This window comes from uncultured Rothia sp. (assembly GCF_916715725.1).
Classification (GTDB): domain Bacteria; phylum Actinomycetota; class Actinomycetes; order Actinomycetales; family Micrococcaceae; genus Rothia.
The window spans coordinates 12,984-39,120 of record NZ_CAKAPD010000009.1 but is presented as its reverse complement, the minus strand read 5'-3'; the positions used below and the strand labels follow the sequence as shown (position 1 = coordinate 39,120).

At 59.5% G+C, this 26,137-nt stretch carries 18 protein-coding genes and 1 riboswitch; of the genes, 9 read left to right on the top strand and 9 right to left on the bottom strand.

Going from position 1 to position 26,137, the window contains the following annotated elements; genetic code table 11:
• Positions 1–57 precede the first annotated feature (57 nt).
• The gene (locus QZ822_RS06340) at positions 58–1,809 is read right to left on the bottom strand and encodes an anchored repeat ABC transporter, substrate-binding protein (RefSeq protein WP_294643401.1); all 1,752 of its coding nucleotides are present in this window, start codon (positions 1,807–1,809) and stop codon (positions 58–60) included.
• Positions 1,796–4,138 carry a TIGR03773 family transporter-associated surface protein gene (locus tag QZ822_RS06335; RefSeq protein ID WP_294643399.1) on the bottom strand — a complete coding sequence of 781 codons (2,343 nt, stop codon included), beginning with the start codon at positions 4,136–4,138 and terminating at the stop codon, positions 1,796–1,798. The genes QZ822_RS06340 and QZ822_RS06335 overlap by 14 nt, the downstream gene beginning before the upstream one ends.
• 274 nt (positions 4,139–4,412) lie before the next feature.
• Between QZ822_RS06335 and QZ822_RS06330 the strand changes: the two genes are divergently transcribed.
• Positions 4,413–7,433, top strand: a complete 3,021-nt coding sequence (locus tag QZ822_RS06330; RefSeq protein WP_294643397.1) for a choice-of-anchor M domain-containing protein — start codon at positions 4,413–4,415, stop codon at positions 7,431–7,433.
• 96 nt (positions 7,434–7,529) lie between these two features.
• Here the strand turns inward: QZ822_RS06330 and QZ822_RS06325 are convergent, their stop codons facing one another.
• Complete coding sequence (locus QZ822_RS06325) at positions 7,530–7,964, bottom strand: hypothetical protein (RefSeq protein ID WP_294643395.1); 435 nt, start codon at positions 7,962–7,964, stop codon at positions 7,530–7,532.
• A gap of 45 nt (positions 7,965–8,009) precedes the next feature.
• Entirely contained in the window at positions 8,010–8,759 is a 750-nt protein-coding gene (locus QZ822_RS06320) for an ECF transporter S component (RefSeq protein ID WP_294643394.1), read from the bottom strand.
• Between the two features lie 269 nt (positions 8,760–9,028).
• Between QZ822_RS06320 and QZ822_RS06315 the strand changes: the two genes are divergently transcribed.
• The 3 genes from QZ822_RS06315 (at position 9,029) to QZ822_RS06305 (ending at position 11,023) form a co-directional block, all read left to right on the top strand.
• Entirely contained in the window at positions 9,029–9,697 is a 669-nt protein-coding gene (locus tag QZ822_RS06315; RefSeq protein ID WP_294643392.1) for a hypothetical protein, read from the top strand.
• Positions 9,698–9,923: 226 nt separating this feature from the next.
• On the top strand, positions 9,924–10,163 hold the full coding sequence (locus QZ822_RS06310; RefSeq protein ID WP_294643390.1) for a transcriptional initiation protein Tat: 240 nt from the start codon (positions 9,924–9,926) through the stop codon (positions 10,161–10,163).
• 131 nt (positions 10,164–10,294) lie between these two features.
• Positions 10,295–11,023, top strand: coding sequence for a DUF6318 family protein (locus tag QZ822_RS06305; protein WP_294643388.1), 729 nt, complete (start codon positions 10,295–10,297; stop codon positions 11,021–11,023).
• A gap of 119 nt (positions 11,024–11,142) precedes the next feature.
• Here QZ822_RS06305 and QZ822_RS06300 read toward each other — a convergent pair whose 3' ends face one another.
• The 4 genes from QZ822_RS06300 to QZ822_RS06285 form a co-directional block, all read right to left on the bottom strand.
• Positions 11,143–13,125: a M13 family metallopeptidase gene (locus QZ822_RS06300; RefSeq protein WP_294643386.1), complete on the bottom strand. Its 1,983-nt coding sequence runs from the start codon at positions 13,123–13,125 to the stop codon at positions 11,143–11,145.
• A gap of 228 nt (positions 13,126–13,353) precedes the next feature.
• Positions 13,354–14,799, bottom strand: coding sequence for an MFS transporter (locus QZ822_RS06295; RefSeq protein WP_294643384.1), 1,446 nt, complete (start codon positions 14,797–14,799; stop codon positions 13,354–13,356).
• A gap of 550 nt (positions 14,800–15,349) precedes the next feature.
• A complete protein-coding gene (gene metE / locus QZ822_RS06290; RefSeq protein WP_294643382.1) occupies positions 15,350–17,677 on the bottom strand; it encodes a 5-methyltetrahydropteroyltriglutamate--homocysteine S-methyltransferase in 2,328 nt (775 codons plus the stop codon).
• A gap of 164 nt (positions 17,678–17,841) precedes the next feature.
• A complete protein-coding gene (locus tag QZ822_RS06285) occupies positions 17,842–18,747 on the bottom strand; it encodes a methylenetetrahydrofolate reductase (protein ID WP_294643380.1) in 906 nt (301 codons plus the stop codon).
• Positions 18,748–18,863: 116 nt separating this feature from the next.
• A riboswitch (SAM riboswitch) is annotated at positions 18,864–18,980 on the bottom strand.
• Positions 18,981–19,157: 177 nt separating this feature from the next.
• Between QZ822_RS06285 and QZ822_RS06280 the strand changes: the two genes are divergently transcribed.
• Positions 19,158–20,159: an aldo/keto reductase gene (locus QZ822_RS06280; protein WP_294643379.1), complete on the top strand. Its 1,002-nt coding sequence runs from the start codon at positions 19,158–19,160 to the stop codon at positions 20,157–20,159.
• A gap of 226 nt (positions 20,160–20,385) precedes the next feature.
• Positions 20,386–21,831 carry a sugar porter family MFS transporter gene (locus QZ822_RS06275; protein ID WP_294643377.1) on the top strand — a complete coding sequence of 482 codons (1,446 nt, stop codon included), beginning with the start codon at positions 20,386–20,388 and terminating at the stop codon, positions 21,829–21,831.
• 84 nt (positions 21,832–21,915) lie between these two features.
• Here the strand turns inward: QZ822_RS06275 and QZ822_RS06270 are convergent, their stop codons facing one another.
• Positions 21,916–22,197, bottom strand: coding sequence for a type II toxin-antitoxin system prevent-host-death family antitoxin (locus QZ822_RS06270; RefSeq protein WP_294617801.1), 282 nt, complete (start codon positions 22,195–22,197; stop codon positions 21,916–21,918).
• A 327-nt stretch (positions 22,198–22,524) separates the two neighbouring features.
• Between QZ822_RS06270 and QZ822_RS06265 the strand changes: the two genes are divergently transcribed.
• The 3 genes from QZ822_RS06265 (at position 22,525) to QZ822_RS06255 (ending at position 26,062) form a co-directional block, all read left to right on the top strand.
• Positions 22,525–23,349 (top strand): hypothetical protein, encoded by an 825-nt coding sequence (locus QZ822_RS06265; RefSeq protein ID WP_294643375.1) that lies wholly within the window; start codon positions 22,525–22,527, stop codon positions 23,347–23,349.
• Between the two features lie 2 nt (positions 23,350–23,351).
• Positions 23,352–24,560, top strand: a complete 1,209-nt coding sequence (locus QZ822_RS06260; RefSeq protein WP_294643373.1) for a hypothetical protein — start codon at positions 23,352–23,354, stop codon at positions 24,558–24,560.
• 290 nt (positions 24,561–24,850) lie between these two features.
• Complete coding sequence (locus QZ822_RS06255; protein WP_294643371.1) at positions 24,851–26,062, top strand: cytochrome P450; 1,212 nt, start codon at positions 24,851–24,853, stop codon at positions 26,060–26,062.
• The last annotated feature ends 75 nt before the right edge of the window (positions 26,063–26,137 follow it).

The following is a 26,137-nucleotide window of genomic DNA, read 5'->3' as shown; positions in this document are numbered from 1 at the left end:
AAGATTATCTATATGCTGATACGGCTATATGTGCTTGTGGGTAGCTTAAAAACCGGGTTACGAGGTGCTCGCCTCCGAGCAGCTAGCGCCCGAAGAATCGCCGCCAGAACTAGCCCCAGAACACAGCGCAATCGTGTGAGCATTCGCCAACATCATCTGCGCGTAGTGAGGAGCCTGCGCATCCAGAGTGTCCGAATAGAGCACCCCGGTACGCACCTGCGCCTCCCGAGCCAACTCCGTCAGAACCGGTGAACGCATCGCCGTGGACTTATCCAGGTAAATCGCCGGAACCTTCAGATCCTCGACCGTGCGGCGCAGGCGCTGACGCTGCTGAATACTCGGCTCACCACTGGCACTGGCACTCACAAAACCGGCAATGTGCAGTCCGTAGGTGCTCGCCAGGTAGCGGTAGCCGTCGTGCGTGGTGACCAGGTTGCGTGCCGCCTCCGGCAGGGCACCGTACACCTGACGTAGCTGAGCATCCAGGGCATCGAGCTCCTTGACGACCTGCTCGGTGCGGGTCGCGTACTCGCTCGCACCCGCCGGGTCGGCGGAGGTGAGCGCATCGCGGATGACCTGCACGCTCGCCTTCGCGTTCGGCACTGAATGCCAAATGTGCGGGTCGATTTCGCCGTGCACGTGCTTGCCCAGAACGGCCTGCGCCAGCAGGTACACCTGGCCGCGATGCTCCGAAGCGCCCGAGCGCAGGAAACGGTAGCTACCGCCTGCGGGCACCTCCTGCAGGGTGCGGGAGGGGACCGCGACCACGGTGCGGTTCAGTTCGTGCTCGACGGCGCCCTGGGAGGAGTCCGCACGGAGTACGAGCCTGCCGTCGCCGGTGCGTGCCGTAATATCGGCGTGACCTGCGGAAAGAACCTTGATGTCCGAGGTAGAAACGTTCTGTTCCTTCGCTAGGCGGTCCACCAGCTCTTGCGGGTCGCGACCGACCGCGCAGTACAGGGTTCCGCGCGAAGAACGCACCGACTCCGGGGCGTTGACCGCGGTGGCACTCAGCTCAATCGCGTACTCGCCGGCATCACTAAACGCCCAGGACAGGTGCGTATGCGCCTGTAGGGGAAGCTCCAGCGAACCCATATCGCCGGTGCGGATCGCGGTGTCCCCCTCACGGGTGAGGTTCACGCCGCGCGCGTGCGAATCGCACAGCATCTCCACCGCGCCGAAGGTCTGCGTAATGAATGCCGCCAACTGCGCATTTGACGAATCGGTGGCGGTGCGCGCCCGCACGCTCTGCACCTCAAAGCGCATGCCGGCATCCGAAGAATCGGCGGGTGCAGACTCGTTCTGCCCGCCCTCTTCAACACGCAAACCCAGCCAGATGGAGTCCAGGGAAGCGTCCTCAACAATGGCTTCCAGCTTGCCGCCGTACTGCTCAATCTTCTCCGCAACCGCCACGGACACGACCCCGGCAGGCAGATTCGCCTCAACCATTTTGGAGAGCTTACGCTGCTCCAGCAGCAGGCCGTTCGTCAGGGCGCAACGGGCGTAGGCGACATCGCGGATATCGCGCAGGCTCGGCTCATACGAGTGCGGGTCGGCACCGGCAGGCACGAGGGAGTGCACGCTGGCGCGCTCTCCTGCAATCTGCTGCGCCAAGTCCGCCAGAATCGGGGTCGTGGCGACCACGCGCATCCGGTCGGAGGAGGCGTTCTCGGTGGTGGCGCATCCGCTCAGCGCGAAGGCGCCAGCCCCCACCCCGGCACCTGCCGCAATGCGGGAGGCGAGGGTGAGGGCGGCGCGTCGACTATAGGCGTGTGACCCCTTGCCGGTATGCCCGCTATGCGGTGCCACCGCGGCGTCCCTTTCGGCGTGCCGAACGCAGAATCATGGCACCGAGTGCCAGCGCCAGAATGGAGGTGCTGACCATGAACGGGTCGATGACCACACCGGTGTTCGGCAGCTTACCTGCGGCGGCTGCCTTCTGGGCGTTGGCGAGTTCCTGGCTGGTCAGGGCGCAATCCTCACCGGAGGCGGTCTTACCGATGATGCGCACCTTGGATCCGTCGGGCTTGGTGACGATGCCGGTGGCTTCGTCTACGGTGCCGTTGACGGGGTTCTTTGCGGTGCTCTTCTCGCCGCCGTTGTTGGCGCCGTTAGCGCTGTTAGCGTTGCCGCCGTCCTGCTTGGTGTCTGCCGCACCCTGCGCGTTGTTGCTTGCCGGGGCGTTATCGGGGTTGCCGACGGTGAAGTGCAGAACCGATTCGCTGCTGACCTGCTGGCCGTTCTTCAGGCGTACAGTCCAGCCGATGGTCACGGTGTAGCGACCCTCAGCGGTGAACACCCAGTTGCTGTGCTGGTGGGTGTTTGCGGGCACCTGGAAGGAGCCGCCGCTACGCGAATCGAAGACCTGCTGACCGGCGGAACCGAAGTTGCCGGAGAGGAAGGTGGACATGGTGCCGGGGCCCTCAAAACCGTTGAGGCTCATGGTGACGGGGCCGTCGAGCTGCTTGAGCAGTTCGGGGTCCTGGGTGCTCCAGCCGAGCCAGGGCACGCCCTGCTGCTGGGTTGCACCGATCATGTGCACGGGGGTGCCCGCCGGGGCGATGTTCTCCATGCCTGCGGGCAGGTTGATCTTCGCGGCGTCATTGAGTACGAACTCGAGGGCGCCGGGGGAGACGTGGCGGGCGGGGCTGGTGCGGTCGTCCTTCACGCTGCTGGTGAGGTTGCCGCCGTTGAGGATCGGGCCTACGTCGAAGTGGCCGTGGGTGACTTCTTCACGGCCGCTGTGCTCAGCGGTGTTGACAACAGCGAGGGTGGGGATGCTGGTCGGTGCCTGGGCTGCCTGGTTGCTCTGCTTGTTGTCCTTCTGAGCGTCCTTGCTATCCTTGGCATCTTCGGCGGGAACCTCGGTGGCGATGCACTGCTGGTTCAGGCTACCGGGCAGACCGGAGGACAGTACGCCGTTGCCGGTAATGCCGCCGCCGTTGCTGGGTGCGCTGATGTTCTGGGCGTTGGAGCCCTTCACGCTGGATCCCTTCGCGCTGGTGGCGTTGCCGTCCTTGTTTTCACCCTTGTCGGAGCCGTTATTGGTGTTGTCGGTGCCGCTGATGGCGGTTACACCGGATCCGCCCTGGGATGCCTGCTCACCATTTGCCGCCGCTTTCGCGCCGTTCGGGTCGGTCACCTGCGCGGCGTTCTGACCGTTCACGGATCCATCCACGCGGCGAATACCGGTGGATGCGCTCGCCTCGGCAGATGCACTCGTCTCAGCACTTGCGGAAGTAGATGCGCTGGGGGTGCCGGTGGTGCTCTCGGTGGCGGTGGAGGTCGCCTCGGGGGTTTCGGTCGCTTCCTTCGTTGCCTCGCTGGTGGCTTCCTTCGCGGCGTTCTGCGCGTTCAGGAGCTTGAAGCCTTCCTCAGCGTTAGTGCCCACGGCGATGGTGTAGGTTGCCTCGGAGCTGACCGGGGTGCCGTCGGCAAGGGTTGCGGTGGCGCGGAACGTCAGCTGGTAGATGCCCTTGCGGGTGAATGCCCAGCTGAGGTGCTCGTGGCCGCCAGCGGTGATGGTGTGCGGTGCGAGCTGGTCGTTGGTGCTGAAGACGCGCGGGTTGTCGCGGCCGGATTCGGTGAAGACCTCGGCGCGGCCGCCTTCGGGTACGCTGCTGCGCACGAGTTCAAGGTTGATGGTGTTGTCCTTGAGTGCGCCGGGGCGGATTCCTTCCGCACCGAGGCCGGGGTAGAGCAGGCCGCGGGTGCGGGTGGAGGGAATGTAGAAGATGTCCTTGCCTTCGGGGGCAATATAGTCGTAGCCTGCTACGACCTTGGTGTGTGCATCCTCGACGTCGGGCAGGTGGAAGACGGTGCGGGCGGGGTTGAATCGTCCCTGCTGGCCGGGGCCGGTGTCTGCGAGGGTGGCGAGGGTGAACTGGTTGCCGTCGAGGAATGCGTTGAGCATTTCGGTGTGTACGCCCGCGATGACGTAGTCGCCTTCGTAGTTGACGTAGCTGCGCGACTCGGTGCCTGCCTGGGTGCCGGTCTGGTTTTCCTGCGCCTGGTTTTCCTGCGCCTGTGCGGCGGTGAAGGTGCCGACCTGGGGGAGGGCGAGGGGTGCCCCGAGTGCGAGGGTGCATCCGAGGGTGGTTGCGCTGAGTAGGCTCAGAGGTTTGGTGCGTCCTTGCATGGTGGCTCCTTGGATGACTGCTCGTTGGCTGGCGCGTTGCCCGTTGCTTTCGGGGCTTGCCCGGTGCTGGGCCCGGCGGCCTGTTGCCGGTTTCTCCCCTGCGTCCGGGGTGCGCTCTGCCGTGTTTTTCTCTTTGTGGATGTACGTGGTGTGCGTTTTTGGGCGCGCCTCGGCGCACACGTGTTTCTGAGAATCACTATACTCACTTAGGTTCTAAATGACAATTATTTGCAAAAGCGCTACGCTAAGAAATAGAAAAATGAGAAAGGTTGTCATGAGCTCTCAGAAGCAGACCCAACGACGGGTCACCACACACACCCCCGCGCTCTTCATCCCCGGCGGCAAGCCCGCCCTCCGCCGCGCAGCCGCATTCCTCTCCGCCGCAGCACTGCTCGCGCTCGCCGGCGCAGCCCCCTCCAGCCCCGCCGCAGCAGGCCCCGACGACGGCAAAATCGTCACCACCAAGGGCCACGTTGACGCCCCCAAGGCATACTGGGACGAGCAGAACGGCACCTTCGTCCTCATGAACGAGGCGAACCCCTACAAGACCGGCGCAGACACCTACGAACTGGACAAGACCGTCAACTGGGTCGGCAAGGGCTACAGCACCAGGGACGGCAAGTCGCAGTACACCATGACCCTGGGCGACTCGCCCTCCCTGGCGTTCCTCGGCGAACCCGGCCAGACCCTCTACATGGCACCGCACCTGACCTACGGCAACCAGGACCCCATCTGGGCTGGCCTGGGCGCATCCACGAAGGTGCCCACCGAGCGTTTCCGTGACGGCGTGTTCGCTACCGACATTCTCTCCGTTGAGGGCCCCGGCCGCATGGAGCTCTTCCGCTACAACCCGGACGACGCCCCCGCCGACGTGTACCGCATGCTCTCCAGCAGTTCGACCGGCTGGCACTCCTGGCTGCTCGACAAGGGTAGCCACACCCACAACACCACGACCTTCACCCGCCCCGGCCGCTACGTGGTCACCTACCGCACCGTGGCGCGCTCCACCGACGGCCGCATCATTAGCTCCAAGCCGTCGAAGCTGGTCTGGCAGGTTGGCGGCATGCAGCCCGTGCTCGGTGACGGCACCCCCACCGCCGTGCCCACGGTCGACCGCTACAACGCGGCACCCGTCGGTGACCTGGACGCCGCAAAGTACGTGCTGTCCGTGGCACCGCACCGCCTGGACGCCGACCCGGCTAAGAACAAGGATGCCGACGACAAGCTCAGCGACATCACCTTCACCGCCGCGAACAAGAACCTCAAGGGCACCCTGACCCTGTACAACAACGGCTACTTCCTGACTGACCTGCCGGTCGTGAACGGTACCGCCACCTGGTCTGAAATGCTCGGTAGCGAGGGCTCCCAGCTGCAGGCGGTCTTCACCCCGGACATTTCCGATGCGAACAGCGCGGAGGCGTCCCGCTGGATCTCGCACAAGCTCGCCTACGAGCCCGGTAAGGCTGAGAGCGTGTACAGCGACGATGGTAACGGCTCCTGGCCCGAAGAAATCCCGGATCAGGCGAACACCGTGCTCAGCACTGAGCAGTACACGCCGACCAGCATGGACTACGACGTGACCGTCACCCCGAACGGCAACGGCTTCAGCACCGTTGAGGTCCGCTTCAAGGACCCGAAGGTGCGCGGCTTCATGCGTGGCGGCTTCTACGCCCAGGATGACCCGGTCTACCCGTACCTCGACCTGGAAGGCTCCGTCGAGGATGGCGTGGCGCGCTTTACCTTCCGTGACGAGTCGTTCTACAAGGGCACGGCTCTGCGCGTGAAGATGCTGACCCACCCGGACATGAACGCTTCCGCCTCCACCACTGAGGTTGCGGCGAACTACGAGCCGGGTACGAAGTACACTGCGCACGGTGCGCTGGCTCCCGATAGCGCACCCATTAGCGATGCGCCGAAGCCTGCTCCGGTGGATCCGTCGCCGAGCGCTGAGCCTACCGTCGCGCCCTCTGCTGAACCTTCTGCTGAGCCGAGCGAGGCTCCTTCCGAGGCTCCGACCGCTGAGCCCAGCACCGTTCCGTCGGTGTCCCCCAGCGAGGTTCCGACCGTGCCTGCGGTGCCGACCGCCTCCGCAGAGCCGAGCGCACCTGCTCCGGCGCCCTCCAGTCCGGCTCCGAGCAGCCCCGCGCCCGCAAACCCGACCCCGAGCGCACCTGCTCCGACTAGCCCGGCACCGTCTGCTCAGCCGTCGACCCCCGGAACCCCCGGTAACCAGTGCGTGCCCGGTCAGATTGACGGCCGCGCCAAGATTTCGCACGGCCACCTGGACATTCAGGCGACCCTGAAGGACCGTCAGCTGTCCGTGGGTCTGCGTGATGACAGCGGCATCATTGACGCCGATTCGACGGTGCGCCCGCTTGATTCGGTCGTGTGGACGGTCAGCGAGAACGCCCGCCGTGTACGCACTGAACGTATGGCTGATGAGAAGCTGAACTTCATGGGCCCGGTCGGTACCGCGTTCTACGGTCTGCCGCAGACTCAGCAGAGCGGCCTGCCTTGGCCCGGCTACAACACGCAGGATATTGACTACAGCCAGCTGCGCGGCCCGGTGCGCCTGCACGTGGTGCCGAAGGTCATGCCTGAGGGTGCACGCTTCGGCATGTTCACTGAGTCGCTGAATGGTGCGGATGTGCTGCTGGATTCGACGACCGGCAAGACCACGATCGACATTGATTACGCGACGCACGCGCACGCGAACTGGGTGTTCTCTGAGCCCGGCCAGTACATGTTTGACGTGCACTATTCCGCGACCCTGGCTGATGGTACTGAGGTGAACAGCCCGGTGCAGCAGCTTGCGGTTGCTGTGGGCAAGAAGGCGTCGGATGCGTGCTCGTTTGAGACTGCCGTGCCGAAGGACCCGAACGCTGCGTCGGATGACTTTAGCGGTGTGCGCCGTGTGGATTCGGCAACCCCGGGCGGTGCTGGCGGTAATGCTGGTTCCGGTCAGGCTGGTCAGTCGGGTCAGTCCGGTGCCGCGCAGGCTGGTCAGTCCGGTCAGGCTGGTGCTTCTGGTGCCGCCGGTGGCGTGAACGCTCAGGGCTCCTCTGACGGTTCGGCTGATGGTTCTGCTGGCGGCGTGTACCCGGGCGGTGTCTCCGGCGGTGGTACCGGTGGCGGCTCCCTGGGTCAGTCTGGTGCGTCTGCTTCTTCGGGTGGCGCTCAGCAGGGTGGCCTGGCGCGTACTGGTTTTGGTGCGGTGTCTGTGGCTGTGGGCGGTGCGCTGGTGTTGGGTGCGGGTACTGTGATGGTGCTGCGTTCTCGCCGCCGCTCCTCCTAGTGTTCGCCGCGTGAGGATGCGCTGATACGGTGAAGCCCCCGCGGCTGAGAGGATGACTCTCGGCTGCGGGGGCTTTATTTTTAGTTTATGAGGTTGTTATTCTTTGATTTCTTCAAAGCGGATGGCAGTGAAGCCTGTTTCATCGTTACGGGTATCGAAGGACTTATAAGCCCTATATTTCTTACCCGCCTCGATACTGTTGAGGTAAGGGTAGATACGTTCGCCATCTGGAGCGTGCCACATTGTGATGGTTCCGCACTCTTCCGTCTCGAATTCACCGGAGATTGCGTAGGGGTCCTCATGCTCAATGATTTCAACCGACTCGATAGTGCATATTTCAGAGTTATTATTCGGGTTGTAATGAGTCATGAAATATATAAATCCCAATACGGCAATAAATCCTACGAAAAATATGATGACACCGCGATCATTCCACATATATTCTGCTTTTCTGCGAAGATACTCTTTGAAGGTAACTTTATTCTTCTTTTTCTTTGAATTGTTCCTTTTCGTCGAAACATTCTTTTTCACCGTGAATCACCTCTTTCCTGCGTAGAAATTTACAGCTTCACTAACTCATTCTTTTTCGCGGCGTGCCTCTTCACGCGCCTGCTGACGCTCCAACCTGCGCGCCTTATTACGCGCAGCCCTACGGCGACGCTTCTGACGCTCACTCTTCGTCACGCCCACCACATACTTCGTCTTACACAAGTCATAAAACTGGGCATAAATATCGCGCGAAGAACCATACATCCCAACCACGCTCATCACATCCAGGCCATCCTCCTCAGCCCAACGCCCATGATCATCACGGTAAAGCACCTGCGCCATGAGAATCGTCGCGTCAAACTGATACGGGTCAAAACTGCAAGTACGCTTACCCATCTCAGTACTGCCAATGCGCAAGAACCCGTTCTTGCCATTGTTCTCCACGTGGGCGAACGTAATCGAAGGGTAGGTGAAAGTGCGTTCCTTCCACCGCCAATTACGCCAGCGCACGTGGTCCTCGCGTAGTTCGAGGTAGAAGGCGTAGCAGTGGTTCAGTGGGAGAGCGCCCAGCAGGCCAAGAGACACGATGCTAAAAATGAGACCAGAAATTGCAACCGTAAATTGTTCTGTTCCTGGTTGCTCATCTCCGAGGCCAAGAGACAGCCAAATAAGTGGCATACCAACAAACCCAAGGATAGTTACAAGCCAGAAGAAGATAAACGCCGCGATGGGCCTCTTCTGTCTCTTATTCAGGGTGGGTTTGCCGAGCTTAATGCGGTAGCCCGGTATCAGGGCAACGATAAGCCCCCAAAGGGTTCCGGTTTCAGCAGCGTTCACAGTATGTACGTCCTTGTGCGGTAGTGGTTGGTGAATCGTGCTCGCCCCGGTGAGGTGGCGGGCACATCCTTAGCCTATCGCACCCAATCTGGACGGGAGGTTAACTCGACGCAATGCTCCGGTGAAGACTCGGCAACCACTCCGCGGATAACCCGAATCCGTGCCTAACCACCTGATTTCCTCGGCTACTCTGAGAACAAACCTGCACCCTCCGCATCGTTGCTGGAAGGCAGCAAATCACCGATAAATAGAAAGGTCAGCAAGCGACCATGATAATTACCTACACCATGGCTGCCGTATGGGGCGTGCTATGCCTTGGGCTGATGTACAGAATCCACCATTCCGTTATCGACCATAAAAACCTCCTGCTCCAAGATCAGAAGCTACGCGACGAAAATATATACATTCAACGAGGCAGCATTTACACCCTCATCCTGTTGGGCGCCGGGGCCCTCGTGTTTCCTGCTGGGGTATTTCTAGGGCACCTACTGGGCGGCATGGGATTCCACCTTTTCTTCGATATTGCGGCATTCTGCATCATGTGGTTATTTATAGCCTTCTTGGATGATTTCCTTATTACCTACATCAAAATCTCACCCGATGGTACCGAAAGGGGAGACGAGTCACTAGGTAAGATTTCTTACCCGCTCAAGGCAATTGACGCAGTCCAATATAAGTGGGGGACTGCTCTTAAAGATAAAGATCCGGGCACCGTTACTTTCGTGACAAAATCCGGTGCGCGGATTGTGAGTTTCTGCCCTATCGATGATGACTATTTCCTCCTCGCAATGACCCGATTCAGGATCGAAAACGACCGATGGCCAGACATGAACAACCCCGAAGAAGCCGCCCAGGTCAAGGCGTGGATGAACTGGAATTCCACCATCCCGCACATCAAGGACAAGGAAATCACCGGCCTCGCCGAAGTGGACATGTAGCCCGTATTTAGCCCGTGCTCGGTGCTTTCTTGAAACAATATTTCCGCATTTTTTTCTGCCGGAAAAACGTTGACTAGCCCGCATGGTTTAAGCCTCAACTAGAAGGTGCACTCTGCATGTAAAAACATTAACGTTGAGGCTTACAATAAGAAATGGTTAATGCACAGCCGCATGCTGTACACGCACCTGTCACTTCACAGAAACACCGACCCCGAAAGGCAATATTATGGCCACCAAGAAGCCCGTACGCCTCACCCGCCGTGCAGCACTCGCCGCCGCAGGCGCAGGCGCAGCAACCGCCCTCGGCGCGCTGCTCACCCCCGCACAGGCAACCACCTACCGCCCGACCGTGCGCCGCACCCCCTACAACGGCTACTACTCCAACCGTTACGGCCGCCGCACCCGCATCGTCATCAGCGACTACTACGGCAGCTCCTACAGCTACTACTACTATTACGGCGGCTAAAGAATCCCAAGCCAAAAAACATATACTGGAAGACGGCACTACATCCCGTGTAGTGTCGTCTTCCCGTTTGATGCTACCTAAGCATCACCCGCACCGCGGTGCGGAAAATACACCACAGATAGAGAGAACCCATGAAGAACGTAACCCGCCGATCCGCCCTCGGCCTGCTCGCAGCAACCGGCGGCGCGACCCTCCTGGCAGCATGTGGTGCACAGCCCCAGGCAACCAGCGGCAACGCATCCGGTAGTGCATCTGCTTCCGCGTCGGCGTCCAAGACTGCACGTAGCGACTACTCCGGCGCGGCAACCCTTGACGGTTACACCTCCAAGCCTTCCGACTACAAGCCCGCAACCCGCACCGAGCCGTCCAAGAACGCCCCCGTGCCGACCAAGCCCGCCGTCGCTAACGAGAACAGCGTAGAGGGTCTGTACCAGTCCATCGCGTTCTTCGGTGCAGCCATTGAGTACTACATGCGCACCGGTAAGACCGAACCCCTGCGTGAATGTGCACTCGACAAGTCCGAGCTGAAGAACCTGATTGAGCCCGAGGAGGGCACCGTCGGTGAGAAGCTGATTAAGGGTGAAGCCTGGATGCACGATGCGTCTGTCGTCATCACCATGCTCACCCCGCAGCCCGAGCGTGAGGGCGACACCTACAATTGGAATATTCGCCTGACCATGGATCCCGGCGAGTTCATTGCAAGCAAGGACCGCGTGCAGGAAGCTCCCTCTGAATCGGAACGTAAGGACGAGGTGGAGCGCACCCTGCACGGTGTCTACGAGAACGGTGCGTGGAAGCTGACCGGTATGCGTGCTTATTCCTCTTCGCCCTCGTCTTCGTCCTCGGCTTCTGCTTCCTAAAAGCTTCAGCGAAGAAACGTGTAGCTTCTACAACAGAAAGGCGCCCGCCCCGTGGAATGAACCCATGAGGCGGGCGCCTTTCTTATATACGCAATAAAGCATATACCCTTATCGGAATGCTACCAGATGCGCACGCGCTCCTCCGGGGCCAGGTACAGTGCATCGCCCTTAGAGACACCAAACGCCTCATAGAACTCATCAATATTGCGCACCACACCGTTCACACGGAACTCATCCGGCGAATGCGGATCCACCGAAATCATCACCTCAGCGTGCTGCGGACGGGACTTCGTGCACCAGCCGCGAGCATTCGAGAAGAAGAAACGCTGAATAGCAGTCATGCCGTCAATCACCGGTGCGTCAGCCAGCGACTCAATGCCCTGCTTCTTCAAAGCCAGGCGGTACGCCTTCAACGCAATCGACATGCCGGACAAATCACCAATGTTCTCACCCAGAGTCAGCTCACCGTTCACGTGGAACTTCGGGTCCAGACCCACCGGAACGTACGCGTTGTACTGCTCCACCAGTGCTGCGGTACGCTCCTTGAACTTCGCGTAATCCTCCTCAGTCCACCAGCTCTCCAGCTTGCCGTCACCGTCATAGCGGGAACCCTGATCGTCAAAACCGTGGCCAATTTCGTGGCCAATAATCATGCCGATATTGCCGTAGTTCGCCGCATCATCAGCATCCGGGTTGAAGTACGGCGGCTGCAGAATCGCTGCCGGGAACACAATCTCATTCGCCGGCGGCATGTAGTACGCGTTCACGGTCTGCGGAGTCATCAGCCACTCCGACTTATCCACCGGCTGACCCTTACGGGCAATCAGCCAGTCAGCATCAAACGCACCGGTACGGCGCAGGTTCTCAAACAGGTCACCGGGCACCAGCTCCAGTGCGGAGAAGTCACGCCACTTATCGGGGTAACCAATCTTGGTGACGAACTTCGACAGCTTCTCCAGCGCCTTCTGACGGGTTGCCTCAGTCATCCAGTCCAGCGACTCGATAGACTCGCGGTACGCCTCCAGGAGGTTGCCGACCAGAACCAGCATCTTCTCCTTGTGCGAAGGCGGGAAGTGCACGGCCACGTACTCCTGGCCAATCTCCTCACCCAGAGCCTTCTCGACAGCGCCCACGCCGCGCTTCCAGCGCTCACGAATCTGCTGAGTGCCGGAAAGGGTCTTGCCGTAGAAGTTGAAGCTTTCCTGAACCAGTTCGTCGTACATGAACGGCGCACGCGAACGCAGAACGGTCCACACAGCCCACAGCTTCCAGCTCATCAGCGGGATGGAGGTGAACAGCTTAGCCGCACCCTCAAAGAAGGACGGCTGGCCCACAATAACCTGGCCCAGAGTCTCCGGGTCGGCACCCAGAGCCAGCAGCCACTGCGAGAACGGGAAGCCGGGGAACTTCTCGTCCAGCTCGGTCGCCTGGTACGGGTTGTAGGTCGCCTCCGCGTCGCGGTTCTCCACGACGTTCCAGTGCAGGCGAGCCAGTTCCGACTCGTGGGTGAACACCAGCTGAGCCGCCTGCTCCGGGGTCAGGCCGAAGCCCTCAGCCAGACCGGTCAGCTGGAACATACGGGCAATATGCTCAACGTACGCCGCGCATGCAGCCTCGTGCTTCTCTTCACGGTAGTAGGATTCATCCGGCAGACCCAGACCCGACTGGTACAGGAAGAAGGTGTAGTTCTTCGGATCCTTCGGGTCGTTGCTGGTGTACCAGGCGAACAGCTGCGGCAGACCCGCACGGGACAGCAGCGCCAAGGTCACAGCAAGGTGGGAGGGGGTTGCCGAGTTCAGAATCGGGGCGATTTCCTTCAGCAGCGGCTCCAGGCCGTCCGCCTCAATCTTCTCAACATCCATGAAAGAGTTGTAGAGCGCGCCAATACGGGACTCCGGCTGCTCCTTCGCAATCTTCTCCACCAGCTCACGCACGTGCTTCTCTGCGTTATCGCGCAGGGTGTACAGGCCGCCGTCCTTGGGGCGATCCGCCGGGATTTCGTGGGTAGCAAGCCACTTGCCGTTGACGTGGCGGAAGAAATCGTCGCCCGGCTTGACGGTTTCATCCACCCATTCTTTAGTGATTCCAGAGTTAGTAGTCATGGTTCCATTCTATGTTCTTACGCCCGCAAGCCACAGGATGCCCGGCGTGCCGCCAGATGCTGGCTCACCGGTACAGGTGCTTCTCAGAGGCGTTTTAGGCGGCAGAAAAGGCAGGGATTCCCTCCCAGTATGCAGAAAACCCGCCCGCACGGTCACACAACCGTACAGGCGGGTTAACATCTACCCTCTGAACCATCGCTAGTTCAGGAAAGAAGAAGCACTATTCGCTTAAGCCTGAGCCTTCGCAGCCAGCTTCTGTGCACGCTCAGCCATCATGCGCTTCTCAGCACCATTGACCAGCCACAGGAACAGCACAGCCAGACCCGAGCACACAATCATAAAGACGAACGCGGTGCCCCAACCCCAGTGGTCAACAATGATGCCGATACCGGCAGACGCCAGGGTTGCACCCAGTGCGTAACCGAACAGGCCGGTGAAGCCCGCAGCGGTACCCGCAACGTGCGAGGGGGACAGGTCAATAGCCTGCAGACCAATCAGCATGACCGGGCCGTAAATCAGGCCACCAATCAGAGCCAATGCAACGTACGCAATCCACAGGGGTGCATCCGAAGAAGGCAGCCAGTACAGCAGGATCGCGCCAACGGTCGCAAGCAGGAACAGGATACCCGCGGGGGAGCGGCGACCCTTGAACATGCGGTCAGAAACGTAACCGCACAGGACGGTGCCACCAATACCGGCAAGCTCCAGAATCGAGAAGCCCGCAATACCACCCTCAAGGGAAGCGTGGCGCACATCGTGCAGGTACTTCGGCGCCCACACCAGCACACCGTAACGCAGGGTGTACACGAACACGTTCGCCAGAGCCAGGTACACCATGGTCGAGTTGGTCAGCACGTGCTTACGGATGGTAGTCCAGGTGGACTCCGCACGATCCTCAGCGGTGGACTCAACCTTGTGCGGGTCGTTGCGGTACACGTCAACGGTGGGCAGGCCCTCCGCCTCGGGGTTATCACGAATCAGCAGCCACGCCACAAATGCGAGCACGAAGCTGATAACAGCGGGGAACCAGAAAGCAACTTCCCAGGTCTTGCCGAACATGGAGAAGCCCCACGCAACCAGCAGACCGGACAGCGCACCACCAACGTTGTGGGCGGTGTTCCACCAGGAAACCTTCGTGCCGCGCTCGCTGGTGGAGAACCAGTTCACGAGCACACGACCGGAGGGCGGCCAACCCATGCCCTGGAAGATACCGTTGAAAACCATAATGGTCGCCATGATGGAGGCGATAGCGGCAGCGTAGCCCGTCGCACCCGCGCCTTCACCCATGTAACCGGTCATTGCCAGCAGGATGTTTGCAACACCCGAAAGCACCAGACCAATCGGCAAGAAGAGACGCGCATTGGAGCGGTCAGAAATCATTGCGGTGAAGAACTTGCTGAAGCCGTAAGCCAGCAGCAGCGCCGTAGACAGCGCGCCAATAGCCGCGTTGCTGAAGCCCAGTTCCTTGGTCAGAATCGGGGTGACCAGCGGGACGTTGTTACGAATCAGGTAGAAGGTCGCGTAACCGATGAAAATACCCATGAAGACCTGTAGGCGCATGCGCGGGTACTTTGCAGAAACTTCAGCTTCGCTGAGCTGAGGCTTGGGTGCCGGAATGGCGAGCCAGCGGGGTACAGAACCCTTCTTCTTCTTTGATGAAGTGGTAGTAGTCATGTTTGGCATTCTATAAGTGGGGTCTTATAAAAATGCTAATCTACTGGGCATATTTTCATTGGATTGTTCACGAGGGTGAACGAATATTTAGAGTGATTATTCTATAAATGCTTGTTTTATCCCGGAAATGCAGGGAAGTGTGCAATTCATGTGATGCACATCTATCTACTGGGCAACATTGCCCCGCATAGCGCAATGAATATAAATACTTTCCTTGTTGAGCAAATGCATGTTTTGGTCAGACCACAACTAAATTTAGAGTTATTTATACCCTAAGTTCAAAAAGAGAACCACTTGAACGCCACCAAATCGGTGCCCCACAAACACCCTGCAGGCACCCACCTGCTCAACCCAAAACTGTACAGGGAAGCCCGCCCGCACGGATTCTTCTGCACCGTGCGGGCGGGCCCGTTATCTATCCCCAAAAGCTCGGCATACAGTCGGTACGCATACCGGCACGAAGCCGAACAACCGCCACCTGCCGCAAGTTACCGCGAGCAAACCATCATCCGGTCAACCCGCAGCAGGCAGCGGAACCAATAGGCGCCTCCTAGAGGGACGCGCGGATCGCCTTGGTGGCATCCACCAGGTGACGCAGAGACTGCTTGGTCTCCTCGTAATCACGAGTCTTCAGACCACAGTCCGGGTTCACCCACAGGTCAGCAATGGTGCCGTAGCCAATTGCAGCCTTCAGCAGGGACTCAATCTCCTCCTGAGAAGGAACACGCGGGGAGTGGATGTCCCACACGCCCGGGCCCAGACCGGAAACGAAGCTCTCCGGAATATCAGCCAGCAGCTCCATGTGCGAACGAGCCGCCTCAATGCTGGTCACATCAGCGTTCAGAGCGTTAATCGAGTCGATAATCTCGTTGAACTCCGAGTAGCACAGGTGGGTGTGAATCTGAGTGGAATCCTCCACCGCGCTGGTTGCCAGGCGGAAGGAATTCACCGACCAGTCCAGGTACTGCGGCTGCTCATCGCGGCGCAGGGGCAGCAGCTCGCGCAGAGCCGGCTCGTCCACCTGAATGATGCGGATGCCCGCCTGCTCCAGGTCGGCAATCTCGTCGGCAAGAGCCAGAGCCACCTGGTTAGCGGTCTCGCGACGCGGCTGGTCGTCACGCACGAAGGACCACGCCAGAATCGTCACCGGGCCGGTGAGCATGCCCTTGACCGGCTTGTCGCTCAGCGACTGTGCGTGGGAGCTCCACGGAACGGTGAATGCCTCACCGCGCAGGCCCTCACCGTGACGCTTCACGTCACCGAACAGGATCGAGGGACGGGTGCAACGCGAACCGTAGGACTGAACCCAGCCGTGGCGGGTGGTTGCGAAACCGTCGAAGTTCTCAGCGAAGTACTGAACCATGTCGTTACGCTCAGCCTCACCGTGAACCAGAACGTCCAGGCCCAGCTCCTCCTGCAGTGCGATGACCGAGGCGATCTCGTCACGCAGGAAGCCGTTCAGCTCCTCAGCGGAAATCTTGCCCGCACGAGCCTCCGCACGGCGGCGGCGAATCTCAGCGGTCTGCGGGAAAGAACCAATGGTGGTGGTCGGCAGCTTCGGCAGGTTCAGGTCAGCCTGAGCCTCGCGGCGAACGTCAATAGTCGGGCGGTCAAAGTCCTCGGGAGTCACAGCTGCGGCGCGGGCACGAATCTCGTCGTTGTGCTTGCGCGGGTCAGCGGCGAAGCGAGCCAGCGCCTCATCGGCAGCCTTCAGCTCCGGCTCAACAGCCGCCTCACCCTCAGCCAGGCCGCGAGCCAGCAGAGCAATCTCAGCGACCTTCTGGTCAGCGAACGCCAGGCCGTCCACGGGAACCTCGGCGGGGTCTTCCAGAGCCAGGTCGTGCGGCACGTGCTGCAGGGAAGTTGAGGAAGCCACAGACACGGCACCCTCGGATGCGCCGGGCAGCGCCTCCAGGGTCTTCAGGGCGGCGCGAACATCAGCACGCCACACGTTGCGGCCGTTCACAACACCGGCAACCAGGTGCACACCCGCGGCAGAAACAGACTCCAGCTCAGCCTTCGAGTACACGCCGTGCACCAGGTCAAGATGCAGAGCCTCAATGCCGGTACCCAGTAGCGCCGGCAGGTTCTCACGCAGGGAACCGTAGGGGCTGGTCACCAGAATCTGCGGGCGCTTCTCGCCGGCAGCCAGGGCGCGGTAGGTGCGCTCGGCAAGCTGTGCAACCTTTGCGTTGTCGGCACGGTCCACGGTCAGGCCCGGCTCGTCCAGCTGAACCCACTCAACACCGCGCTCAGCCAGCTGCTCCAGCACCTGAGCGTACGCGGCAACGAACTCATCCAGACGGTCAACGGGGGAGAAGTCCTCAGCGGAACCCTGCTCAGCCTTAGCGCCCAGCAGCAGGGTCAGCGGGCCAACAATCTGCGGGCGAACCTTCACGCCAGCCTGCTTTGCGACCTCAAGCTGCTCGTCAATAGCCTCAAGGTTCAGCTTAATCTCGGTACCGGCACCAATCTCGGGCACCAGGTAGTGGTAGTTGGTGTCGAACCACTTAGTCATCTCCAGAGGAGGCAGGGTCTCGGTACCGCGCGCCAGTGCGAAGTAGCCGGGCAGATCCAGCAGACCGCGTGCATCCTTAGCCTCAGCCAGACGCTCGGGAACCAGGGTGAACAGGCGAACCACATCAAGCACCTGATCGTAGTAGGAGAAGGTTGCCGGAATCGAGTAGTTGTCAGCCTTCAGACCGGCGGCGGTCACGCGCTCGAAGTAGGTGCGCTGCACGTCAGCGGCGGTGTCCTGCAGCTCCTGCAGGGTTGCCTTGCCCTTCCAGAAAGCCTCCTGAGCCTTCTTCAGCTCGCGGAAGCGGCCCACGCGGGGGTAGCCAACAATGGTTGCGGCGGGGAATGCGGTGTTCGACATAATAGTTATTCCTTTACTGGAGATAGATGTGGGAGTCGGTTCCGGCGTTTTACCACCCGACTGTGGGTGGTGAAACGGAGGACTCAACAACTCCCGGAATATTTGTGGGGGAGAAAGTGGAAACGCATCCGACAAGGAGCGTTATGGGTTGAGGTGGGGGGTGTTTAGACGTATTCCAGTTCGCTCAGCGACTGAGAGAAACGGTTACTGTACCGCGGCAAATCCAGCTGATCCAGAACGTCCAGAACCGCCGCATGCTCGTTGAAGGTGAAGAAGTGCAGACCCGGCGCGCCCGCGTCCATCACGGTGCGGCACTGGTTCAACGCGTACTCAACACCGATGCGGTGCAACTCTGCGTTGCTGGTCGCCGTCTCTAGGGCGTAGGCGAGGTCCGTCGGGACTTCCATGCCCGCCATCTGGCAGAGATTCTGCAACCGCTTCAGCGAGGTTACCGGCATGATGCCCGGAATAATCGGAATATCCACACCTGCCAGGTGCGCCGAATCGACCAGGGCGCTGTAGCGCTCATCCTCAAAGAACACCTGAGTAATCGCGAAATCCGCGCCGGCACGCTGCTTGGACAGCAGAATCTCAATATCCTGCAGCAGGGATGCCGACTCGGGGTGCTTCTGCGGGTACGCCGCCACACCGATCGACACCTTGCCAGCAGCCAGGTGAGCGAAATCTTCACGCTCCACGCGGCGAATCAGCTCCACCAGGTAGCGGGCGAAAGGAAGTTCAGAAACCTGACCTTCCTGAATATCACCGCGAAGAGCCAGGAATCCGCGCACTCCCAGACCCAGAATTAGGCGGACTGCGCGCTCCAGCTCGTGCACCGAGTGGCCTGCACAAATCAGGTGAGCCAGCGGGGTGAGGGAGGTTTCATGTACCAGGTGGTCGAGCAGCGCCAGGGTCTTCTGGCGGCGCTTAGCGTCACCGGCGTAGGTGACCGACACGTAGTCGGGGTTGGTGCCCTCAAGCTCCGCAATGGTGCGGAGCAGCGACTCACAGCTCGCCTGTGAGCGCGGAGGGAATAGCTCAAAAGAAAGAGCCGGGTGAACTGTCGTCATAACCATCCTTCGTGTTCACCCGATAGATACGCACCGTGAGGTGCGCGAATTCTTCTGCAAGATGTGCTGTACCGGTTTGCGAGTACGACTCATCAAGGGGTGCCGAAGGGTATTCTTCTCTATCGGTTCTGGCGGGAGCACCTTGTCCGTACCCTGCACCGTGACGGTGGGGGATACTGGCGAGGTTGCTGCGACGTCGACGAGCCAGATCTCTCGGTCGCTCTTGATAGATAACGCTTTCACTTTACCCACCGCCTCCGAGGGCGTGCAAGGGGCACGGCGGTTGATGCCCTAATATTTCTGGACATGACATTGGGGCGAAATATGAACTTAATATGACCGACTATGACAACCGCCTAGATGAAGCCCACTTCACCGCCGTCACCGCCTCCCAGAAGTACAGTTAATGTATGGAACGTATTGAATCTCCCGTCTACCGCAGGCTCGGCAACTCCGGCCTCGTCGTACCCAGCGTCGGCATCGGCTGCAACAACCTCGGCCGCCCCGGCACCCCCACCCGCACCCAAGAAGGCACCAACGAAGTCATCGCCGCCGCAGTCGACGCCGGCATCAGCTTCTTCGACATCGCCGACCTCTACGGCGCCGAACCCGGCCTCTCCGAAACCATGTTCGGCACCGCCCTCACCCAGCTCGGCCTCGACCGCGACGAACTGACCATCGTCACCAAATTCGGTCTGCCCGTCGGCGACCTCAACGGCAACGACCGCAACGCCCGCGGATCCCGCCGCTACATCATGCGCGCCGTCGAAGGGTCCCTCCGCCGCCTCGGCACCGACTACATCGACCTGTACTTCTACCACAGCCCCGACCCGAACACCCCCATCGAAGAGACCCTTAGCGCCCTCGACCAGCTCGTACGCGACGGCAAAGTCCGCTACCTGGGCCACTCCAACTTCTCCGGCTGGCAGCTCGCCCACGCCGAACACTGCGCCCACGAACTCGGCACCGAACGGTTCATCGCCGCAGAAAACCACTACAACCTGCTCGACCGCCGCGCAGAACTCGAAATCCTGCCCGCCGCACGGCACTTCGGCATGGGTGTGCTGCCGTACTTCCCGCTCGCTAACGGCCTGCTGACCGGCAAGTACCGCCGCGACACCATTCCCGCCGGTTCGCGCCTGTCCCACTCCAAGAAGAACGTGCTCGACGCCGCCAACTGGGACCAGCTCGAAGCCTTCCACGCCTTCTGCACCGAACGCGGCATCACCGAGGTGCAGGCGGCGTTCTCCTGGCTCGCACAGCAGTCGCCGGTCACCTCCGTCATTGCCGGTGCAACCAGCGCCGAGCAGGTGCGCGCCAACGCACAGGCGGCATGCCTGCGCTTCGACGCTGAGGACCTTGCCGCCCTGGACGCCATCTTCCCGGCACCCGAGAAGATCGCGCTTTTCTAAACTCCGGCTCCCTCTCAAAGGGGCACTCAGGCGGTCGCATATGTTGGCCGTAATATACGCTGAAAAATGTCCGTGGTGAGAAATAAATATCACCCGCCGAACGTTTTCGCTAGGATTAGGTGAGGTGTGTCTAACCTGACGCACCTCACCTTACCTATGTACCCACCCCTGCCGCCTGGAAGCAGCCCCGGCAGGACCACCCGCCACCGGCACATCAAAGGACACCATGAGCGCACAGAGCACCGCCTCCACCCTGCCCCCGCTGGGCACCGGGAAGCACAGCCAATACCTCGGCATCATTGCACTCATCGCCACCTTCGGCGGTCTGCTCTTCGGCTACGACACCGGAGTGATCAACGGCGCGCTCGAACCCATGAGCCGCGAACTCGGCATGGACTCCACCGCCCAAGGCTGGGTCACCGGATCGCTCGCCTTCGCGGCGGCTATTGGCGCGCTCACCTGCGGTCGCATCTCCGACCGGTACGGCCGCCGAACCACCATCATCGGGCTGTCCACCATCTTCTTCATTGGCGCCCTGGCATGCGTCTTCGCACCCAACGTCGCCGTGCTCATCACCGGACGAACCCTGCTCGGCCTGGCGGTCGGTGGCGCCTCCGCCGTGGTACCCGTATTCCTCGCAGAGCTCGCACCCTACGAAATTCGCGGCTCCCTCTCCGGCCGCAACGAACTCATGGTCGTGGGCGGTCAGCTTGCCGCGTTCATCGTGAACGCCCTCATCGGCAACCTGTGGGGCGAACACGACGGCGTGTGGCGCTGGATGTTCGCCATCTGCACCCTGCCCGCCATCGGCCTGTTCGTCGGCATGCTGCGTGTGCCCGAATCGCCGCGCTGGCTGCTGCGCGTCGGCAAGCGTGAGCAGGCGCTGGAGGTTATGAAGCGCATCCGCTCCACCGAGCGTGCCGAGGCTGAAATTGCCGACATTGAGCGCACCCTGCAGGCGGAGGCGGCAACCTCCCAGAACAATGCGGCAGGCAAGGAAAGTGTGGGCGTGCGCGGCTGGTTCGTGCGCATCCTGCTCGTCGGTATTCTGGTTGGCGCGGGCCAGCAGCTGACCGGCATCAACTCGATCATGTACTACGGCATTAAGGTGCTCAAGGAAGCTGGTTTCAGCGAATCCGCGGCGCTTATTGCGAACATTGCGCCGGGTACGATTGCGGTGCTCGGTTCCATCCTGTCGCTGCGCCTGATGGAGCGTGTGCCGCGTCGCGTCATGGTCATTACCGGCTATAGTTCGACCGCGTTTTTCCACGTGCTGATTGCGGGCGCATCCATGCTGCTGCCCGCCGATAATGCGGCGCGTCCCTGGATTCTGCTGGTGCTCATCGTCTGTTTTGTGGGCGCGATGCAGACCTGCCTGAACGTGTCCACGTGGGTGATTATGAGTGAGCTGTTCCCGCTGCGTGTGCGTGCGGCGGGTATGGGCATTTCGGCGTTTAGCGGCTGGATGATGAACGGTGTGCTGTCGCTGGCGTTCCCCGTGATTCTGGGTGCGGTCGGTCTGACCGGCTCCTTCATCGGCTTTGCCGTGGTGAACGTGGTTATTGCGCTGCTGATGTTCCGCAACCTGCCGGAGACTCGCGGCGTGAGCCTGGAGCAGGTGGAGCGCGGCGTGATGGACGGCAGCATCTACCCCTCCGCACACAAGCGCTAGATTCGGCGGGTTTTTAGACAAGAATGAGGCGGGCGGCCCCTCCCCGGTGGAGGTGCCGCCCGCCTCGCAATATGCGTTGAAAGACTAGTCTGCAGGGTTCTCTGCGAGGAACTCGTCGAGGCCGATGCGGTAGCCGTCATCTTCGGCGCGTGCCTTGCGAAGAGCATCAATGTCGAGGAGCTCTTCGTACTCTTCCAGCAGCTTCAAATCTTCGTAGGAGATGAGCGCGGCAACAGTCTTACCATTGCGGCTGATGAGGGGACGTTCGCCGGAGAACACGGCTTCATTGACTTTGGTTCCGAGGTTGTCGCGGAGTTCTTTAAGAGTCGTGACATTGGAACGAGTCCGGTGAGTGGTGACAGTCATGACTGGTTCCTTTCTGGGGTTTATGTGTTAGCTCCGAGGATAGTTCCTGTGCAGGTTCTATTCAAGGAGCTACAGAGTGAAGAAAGGTACAGGGCGCGAGTAGAGAATTACCGCATTCTGTACACCATTGATAACGGGGCGTTTTTTCCTGCATGACGGACCCTCTTAACGATACAATGAGGTACGGAACACTAAAAACTCACCTGGTCAGAAATGATATCTAAGGTATGACCTACTGAGTCAGACAGTTTCCGGTGTTATGTATCGATGAAGGCATAAGACCGACCGCGGGATGCCAAGAGGTGACCCGCCAGAAAGGAGGGTGTCATGAACGCCCTGCATACCAATTTCAAAGCCTTGAAGGAAATGAGCATCCTCAAGCCTGGGCATTCTGCTTCAGAGGAATCACGAAAAGGATTTGTGCGGAAAATCTATACGATTGCACTGATACTTATTGCATTCCTTGTGCCGCTTAATCAGGCACATGCTTACTCTTCTGAACTTGATGAGATTATTTCCGCAGCTGGGCTAAATCCGCTTAGTTCTGAAGACCGAGAGATGATTACCCGCGAGATTCATCAGACGGCGCTTGCGATGGGAAATTCATATGACGAAGAATTGCATCGTATTGCGACAGAGTCTCGGAATGCAATGACTGCTAAACAGAAAGATTCTGCGCGCCCTCCGCGAGGATCCTCCGATAAAAATATTTCTGCGGGTAAGGCTGAGCGAGTAGGAGATATTTTCTATTCATCAAATAGTACAATGGGTATCGCTCATGGACATACTGCAATATATGTATCGCAATACACCTATGTTGAAGCTACCACCCCTTATGTTCGTAAGGTTAATGCTAACGAGAAAGAAGCACCAAGTCCTGTCTATAAGTATTATGTAGGCTGGGCATGGCAAAGTCCTAATAAATATAAGGCAGCAAATTTTGCCAAGTCAAAAATTGGGAAGAGTTACAATTACTTTTTTTGGAACAATAAAACGGTACACGCCAATTCTTATAACTGCTCGCAGCTAGTTTGGGCCGCCTATAAGAGCACGGACCCTAACGTAGACCTCGACTCTGACGGTGGCCCCGGCGTGTACCCGACAGACATCAAGAAATCACACTGGGTGCATCACTACGAAACGAGGTGGTAGCAATGACCACATCCAGTTTTTCAGGAAGCCTGCGTCTGGGACTCATTGGTGCCCTCCTCCTGTCAGGCTGTAGCGCAACCATCCCAGTAACAAACGACCCCCGCAAAGCCCTCGACGAAAGCAGCATCGCTGTATCTATCGCAGGTGACTCAAGATACCTGCCGCACGCTGGAGGAGGCGTAGCATTCTACAACTCAGAAACCCAAAAATGGTCAAGAATCAAAAATGTTGGGGTCCGAAACTCGCCAATTGTATACAAAGATAAAAACCTATATTTCACAGATACAAATTCGCTATTCACCCTCTCCGATAAACTTCACACATACCCAAAGAAAACAAAAAATGATTACAGTCAAGAGTTATATGTTGCAGGCAGTAACACTATTGTAGCTATAGATAATTACGGAGGGGATGAAAATGGTGACTACGTATTCCTCGTGACAATTGTAAAAGATGGTGAGGTGAGGGAAGAGAGAATTAAAAATGATATACTCTTGACAGCCCAGTGCGCCGACGGCAGCATATGGGGCTACGACAAAATCAGCAATTACGAAGGAACAGATAACCAATACCTACACCCAAGGAACCCCACGTTCCTTACCCGCGTGTACCCGAACCCTTCAAATGAAAAAATGTTCTCGAAGAGTCTCGAAAATAACACAATGTATGGTTCCCACATCGTGTGTGCAGGGCATAGAATTGTGAAAATCCATGATACTTACCCGCAAAGCATTACCGACTACCAATATGCAGATTTAAAAGATATCGACGGATCCATGCTCGAAGTAATTAATGTGCAAACAGGCGAGCATACAGAACGCCAAATTACCGGTGAAGCGAGCAAACGTGTACATGGGGAAAATGTTCCTTCAGGTGCATCGTATGCAATACACGCATACGGGGACGACATCTGGTGGGTCCATCACGACGGGCGAATCATCTCAACCAATATTGATACCGCCCACAATACTGTACGATTCAGCCTCAAGATCCCAGAAGGAGTAAAGGAAGTCTCTACATACTACTGGACCGAAAAGAACCTCTACGCCATGTACGAGCTGCAAGGAGAAACCTATATTCAAGCCTATTCCGTTGAGTCCGGTGAACTCATCAAAACCCAGAAAATACCGCACTACAACGCTCTTCTGAACGGGCGCGAATACCCCTCATACTTCGTTATTACAAACGAAGAGAAATTCCTTAAAAACTAGCCCCTCGCGCTGAAATACTGCATAGAGTGAGGCGGGCGGCACCTCCCCGGTGGAGGCGCCGCCCGCCTCGTGCGTCCCGCCTCGTATGTCCCGTGCCCCTCACCCCACCTGCACTGTTCGTTGAATGAGAAGCAAGGAACCCCTACCCTGCGCCACCAATCCATAAATGATAGGGTCAAAGAACAAGTAATGGATTCACATGCTGAAATGCACGCCCGACCCTGCACATACGCATCGCCCGGACGCCCGCATCCAGCACGCCACAACTCTATAACGAACACGGGTGAACAATGACTGAGAACGTACACAACGACTGGGACCTCCGAAGTGAAGAGGTCCAGAAGGACCAGGTAGCTGCCTACGACGCAATGCGCCGCCGTTGCCCCGTCGCCCACGACGAATTCATGGGCTACTCCGTCTTCAAAAACGCCGACGTACAGCACGTACTCGACCACCCCGAAATCTACTCCAACGTCGTCTCCACCCGCCACATCGCCGTCCCCAACGGCATGGACGCACCCGAACACACCACCTTCCGCGCCGTCAACGACAAGTACTTCACCCCCGAACGCCTCGAAAAGTTCGCACCCGTCATCCGCGACGCCGTGAAGAGCCTCATCGCAGAACTGCCCCGCGGCGAAGAAGTAGACGTCATGCAGGGCTTCGGTCAGGCATACGCAATGCGCGTGCAGAACGCCTTCATGGGCTGGCCCGCATGCCTCGAACAGCCCCTCACCGAATGGATCGAGAAGAACCGCGTCGCCACCCTGCGCCGCGACCGCGAAGAAATCGCTAAGGTCGCCCTCGAATTCGACGGCTACATCCGCCAACTGCTCGACGAACGCCGCGAGGACGCCGCAGCCGGCAACCCCAAGGACGTCACCGCCGAACTGCTCACCGACACCGTACAGCTGCCCGGCGAAGAACCCCGCACCATGACCGACGAAGAAATCGTCAGCCTCATCCGCAACTGGACCGTGGGCGAGCTGTCCACCGTCTCCGCAACCGTAGGCGTATTCGTCAACTTCCTGGCACGCAACCGCGCCGAGCAGGACCGCCTGCGCGCATCCCTCGTCGACGGCAACGCCCTGGAAGACTCCAGCGAAATCGCCCTCGCCGTCGAAGAAATCATGCGACTCGAAGACACCCTCGTCACCAACCGCCGCATCACCACTCAGGACACCGAACTCGGCGGCCGCACCCTGCCCGCCGGCTCCCGCGTGACCATCAACTGGGCAAGCGCAAACCGTGACGAGGACGCCTTCGAGGACGCCCTGACCTACAACCCGCATCGCGACCAGTCCCGCAACCTCGTGTACGGCGACGGCATCCACGTCTGCCCCGGTGCGCCTCTGGCACGCCTGGAGCTGCGCATCCTGCTCGAGGAGCTGCTGCGCGGCACCAAGTCGATTGAGATTGCGGACGAGAGCGAGAAGCCCGCAACCGTGAACGCCGTGTACCCGGTCTCCGGCTACTCGGTCGTGCGCGCCATCTTCAACTAGGCACGCTCCAGCTCTAAAACGCGCGAGGCGCCGAACCCTTCAGAATGGGGGTCGGCGCCTCGCGCTGTTAAGAGT

Excerpts from the sequence above, each read along its gene's own strand:
- QZ822_RS06335 (WP_294643399.1), bottom strand. The coding sequence starts at position 4,138 with ATGCAAGGACGCACCAAACCTCTGAGCCTACTCAGCGCAACCACCCTC.
- QZ822_RS06330 (WP_294643397.1), top strand. The coding sequence starts at position 4,413 with ATGAGCTCTCAGAAGCAGACCCAACGACGGGTCACCACACACACCCCC.
- QZ822_RS06315 (WP_294643392.1), top strand. The coding sequence starts at position 9,029 with ATGATAATTACCTACACCATGGCTGCCGTATGGGGCGTGCTATGCCTT.
- QZ822_RS06310 (WP_294643390.1), top strand. The coding sequence starts at position 9,924 with ATGGCCACCAAGAAGCCCGTACGCCTCACCCGCCGTGCAGCACTCGCC.
- QZ822_RS06305 (WP_294643388.1), top strand. The coding sequence starts at position 10,295 with ATGAAGAACGTAACCCGCCGATCCGCCCTCGGCCTGCTCGCAGCAACC.
- QZ822_RS06300 (WP_294643386.1), bottom strand. The coding sequence starts at position 13,125 with ATGACTACTAACTCTGGAATCACTAAAGAATGGGTGGATGAAACCGTC.
- QZ822_RS06295 (WP_294643384.1), bottom strand. The coding sequence starts at position 14,799 with ATGACTACTACCACTTCATCAAAGAAGAAGAAGGGTTCTGTACCCCGC.
- metE (WP_294643382.1), bottom strand. The coding sequence starts at position 17,677 with ATGTCGAACACCGCATTCCCCGCCGCAACCATTGTTGGCTACCCCCGC.
- QZ822_RS06285 (WP_294643380.1), bottom strand. The coding sequence starts at position 18,747 with ATGACGACAGTTCACCCGGCTCTTTCTTTTGAGCTATTCCCTCCGCGC.
- QZ822_RS06280 (WP_294643379.1), top strand. The coding sequence starts at position 19,158 with ATGGAACGTATTGAATCTCCCGTCTACCGCAGGCTCGGCAACTCCGGC.
- QZ822_RS06275 (WP_294643377.1), top strand. The coding sequence starts at position 20,386 with ATGAGCGCACAGAGCACCGCCTCCACCCTGCCCCCGCTGGGCACCGGG.
- QZ822_RS06270 (WP_294617801.1), bottom strand. The coding sequence starts at position 22,197 with ATGACTGTCACCACTCACCGGACTCGTTCCAATGTCACGACTCTTAAA.
- QZ822_RS06265 (WP_294643375.1), top strand. The coding sequence starts at position 22,525 with ATGAACGCCCTGCATACCAATTTCAAAGCCTTGAAGGAAATGAGCATC.
- QZ822_RS06260 (WP_294643373.1), top strand. The coding sequence starts at position 23,352 with ATGACCACATCCAGTTTTTCAGGAAGCCTGCGTCTGGGACTCATTGGT.
- QZ822_RS06255 (WP_294643371.1), top strand. The coding sequence starts at position 24,851 with ATGACTGAGAACGTACACAACGACTGGGACCTCCGAAGTGAAGAGGTC.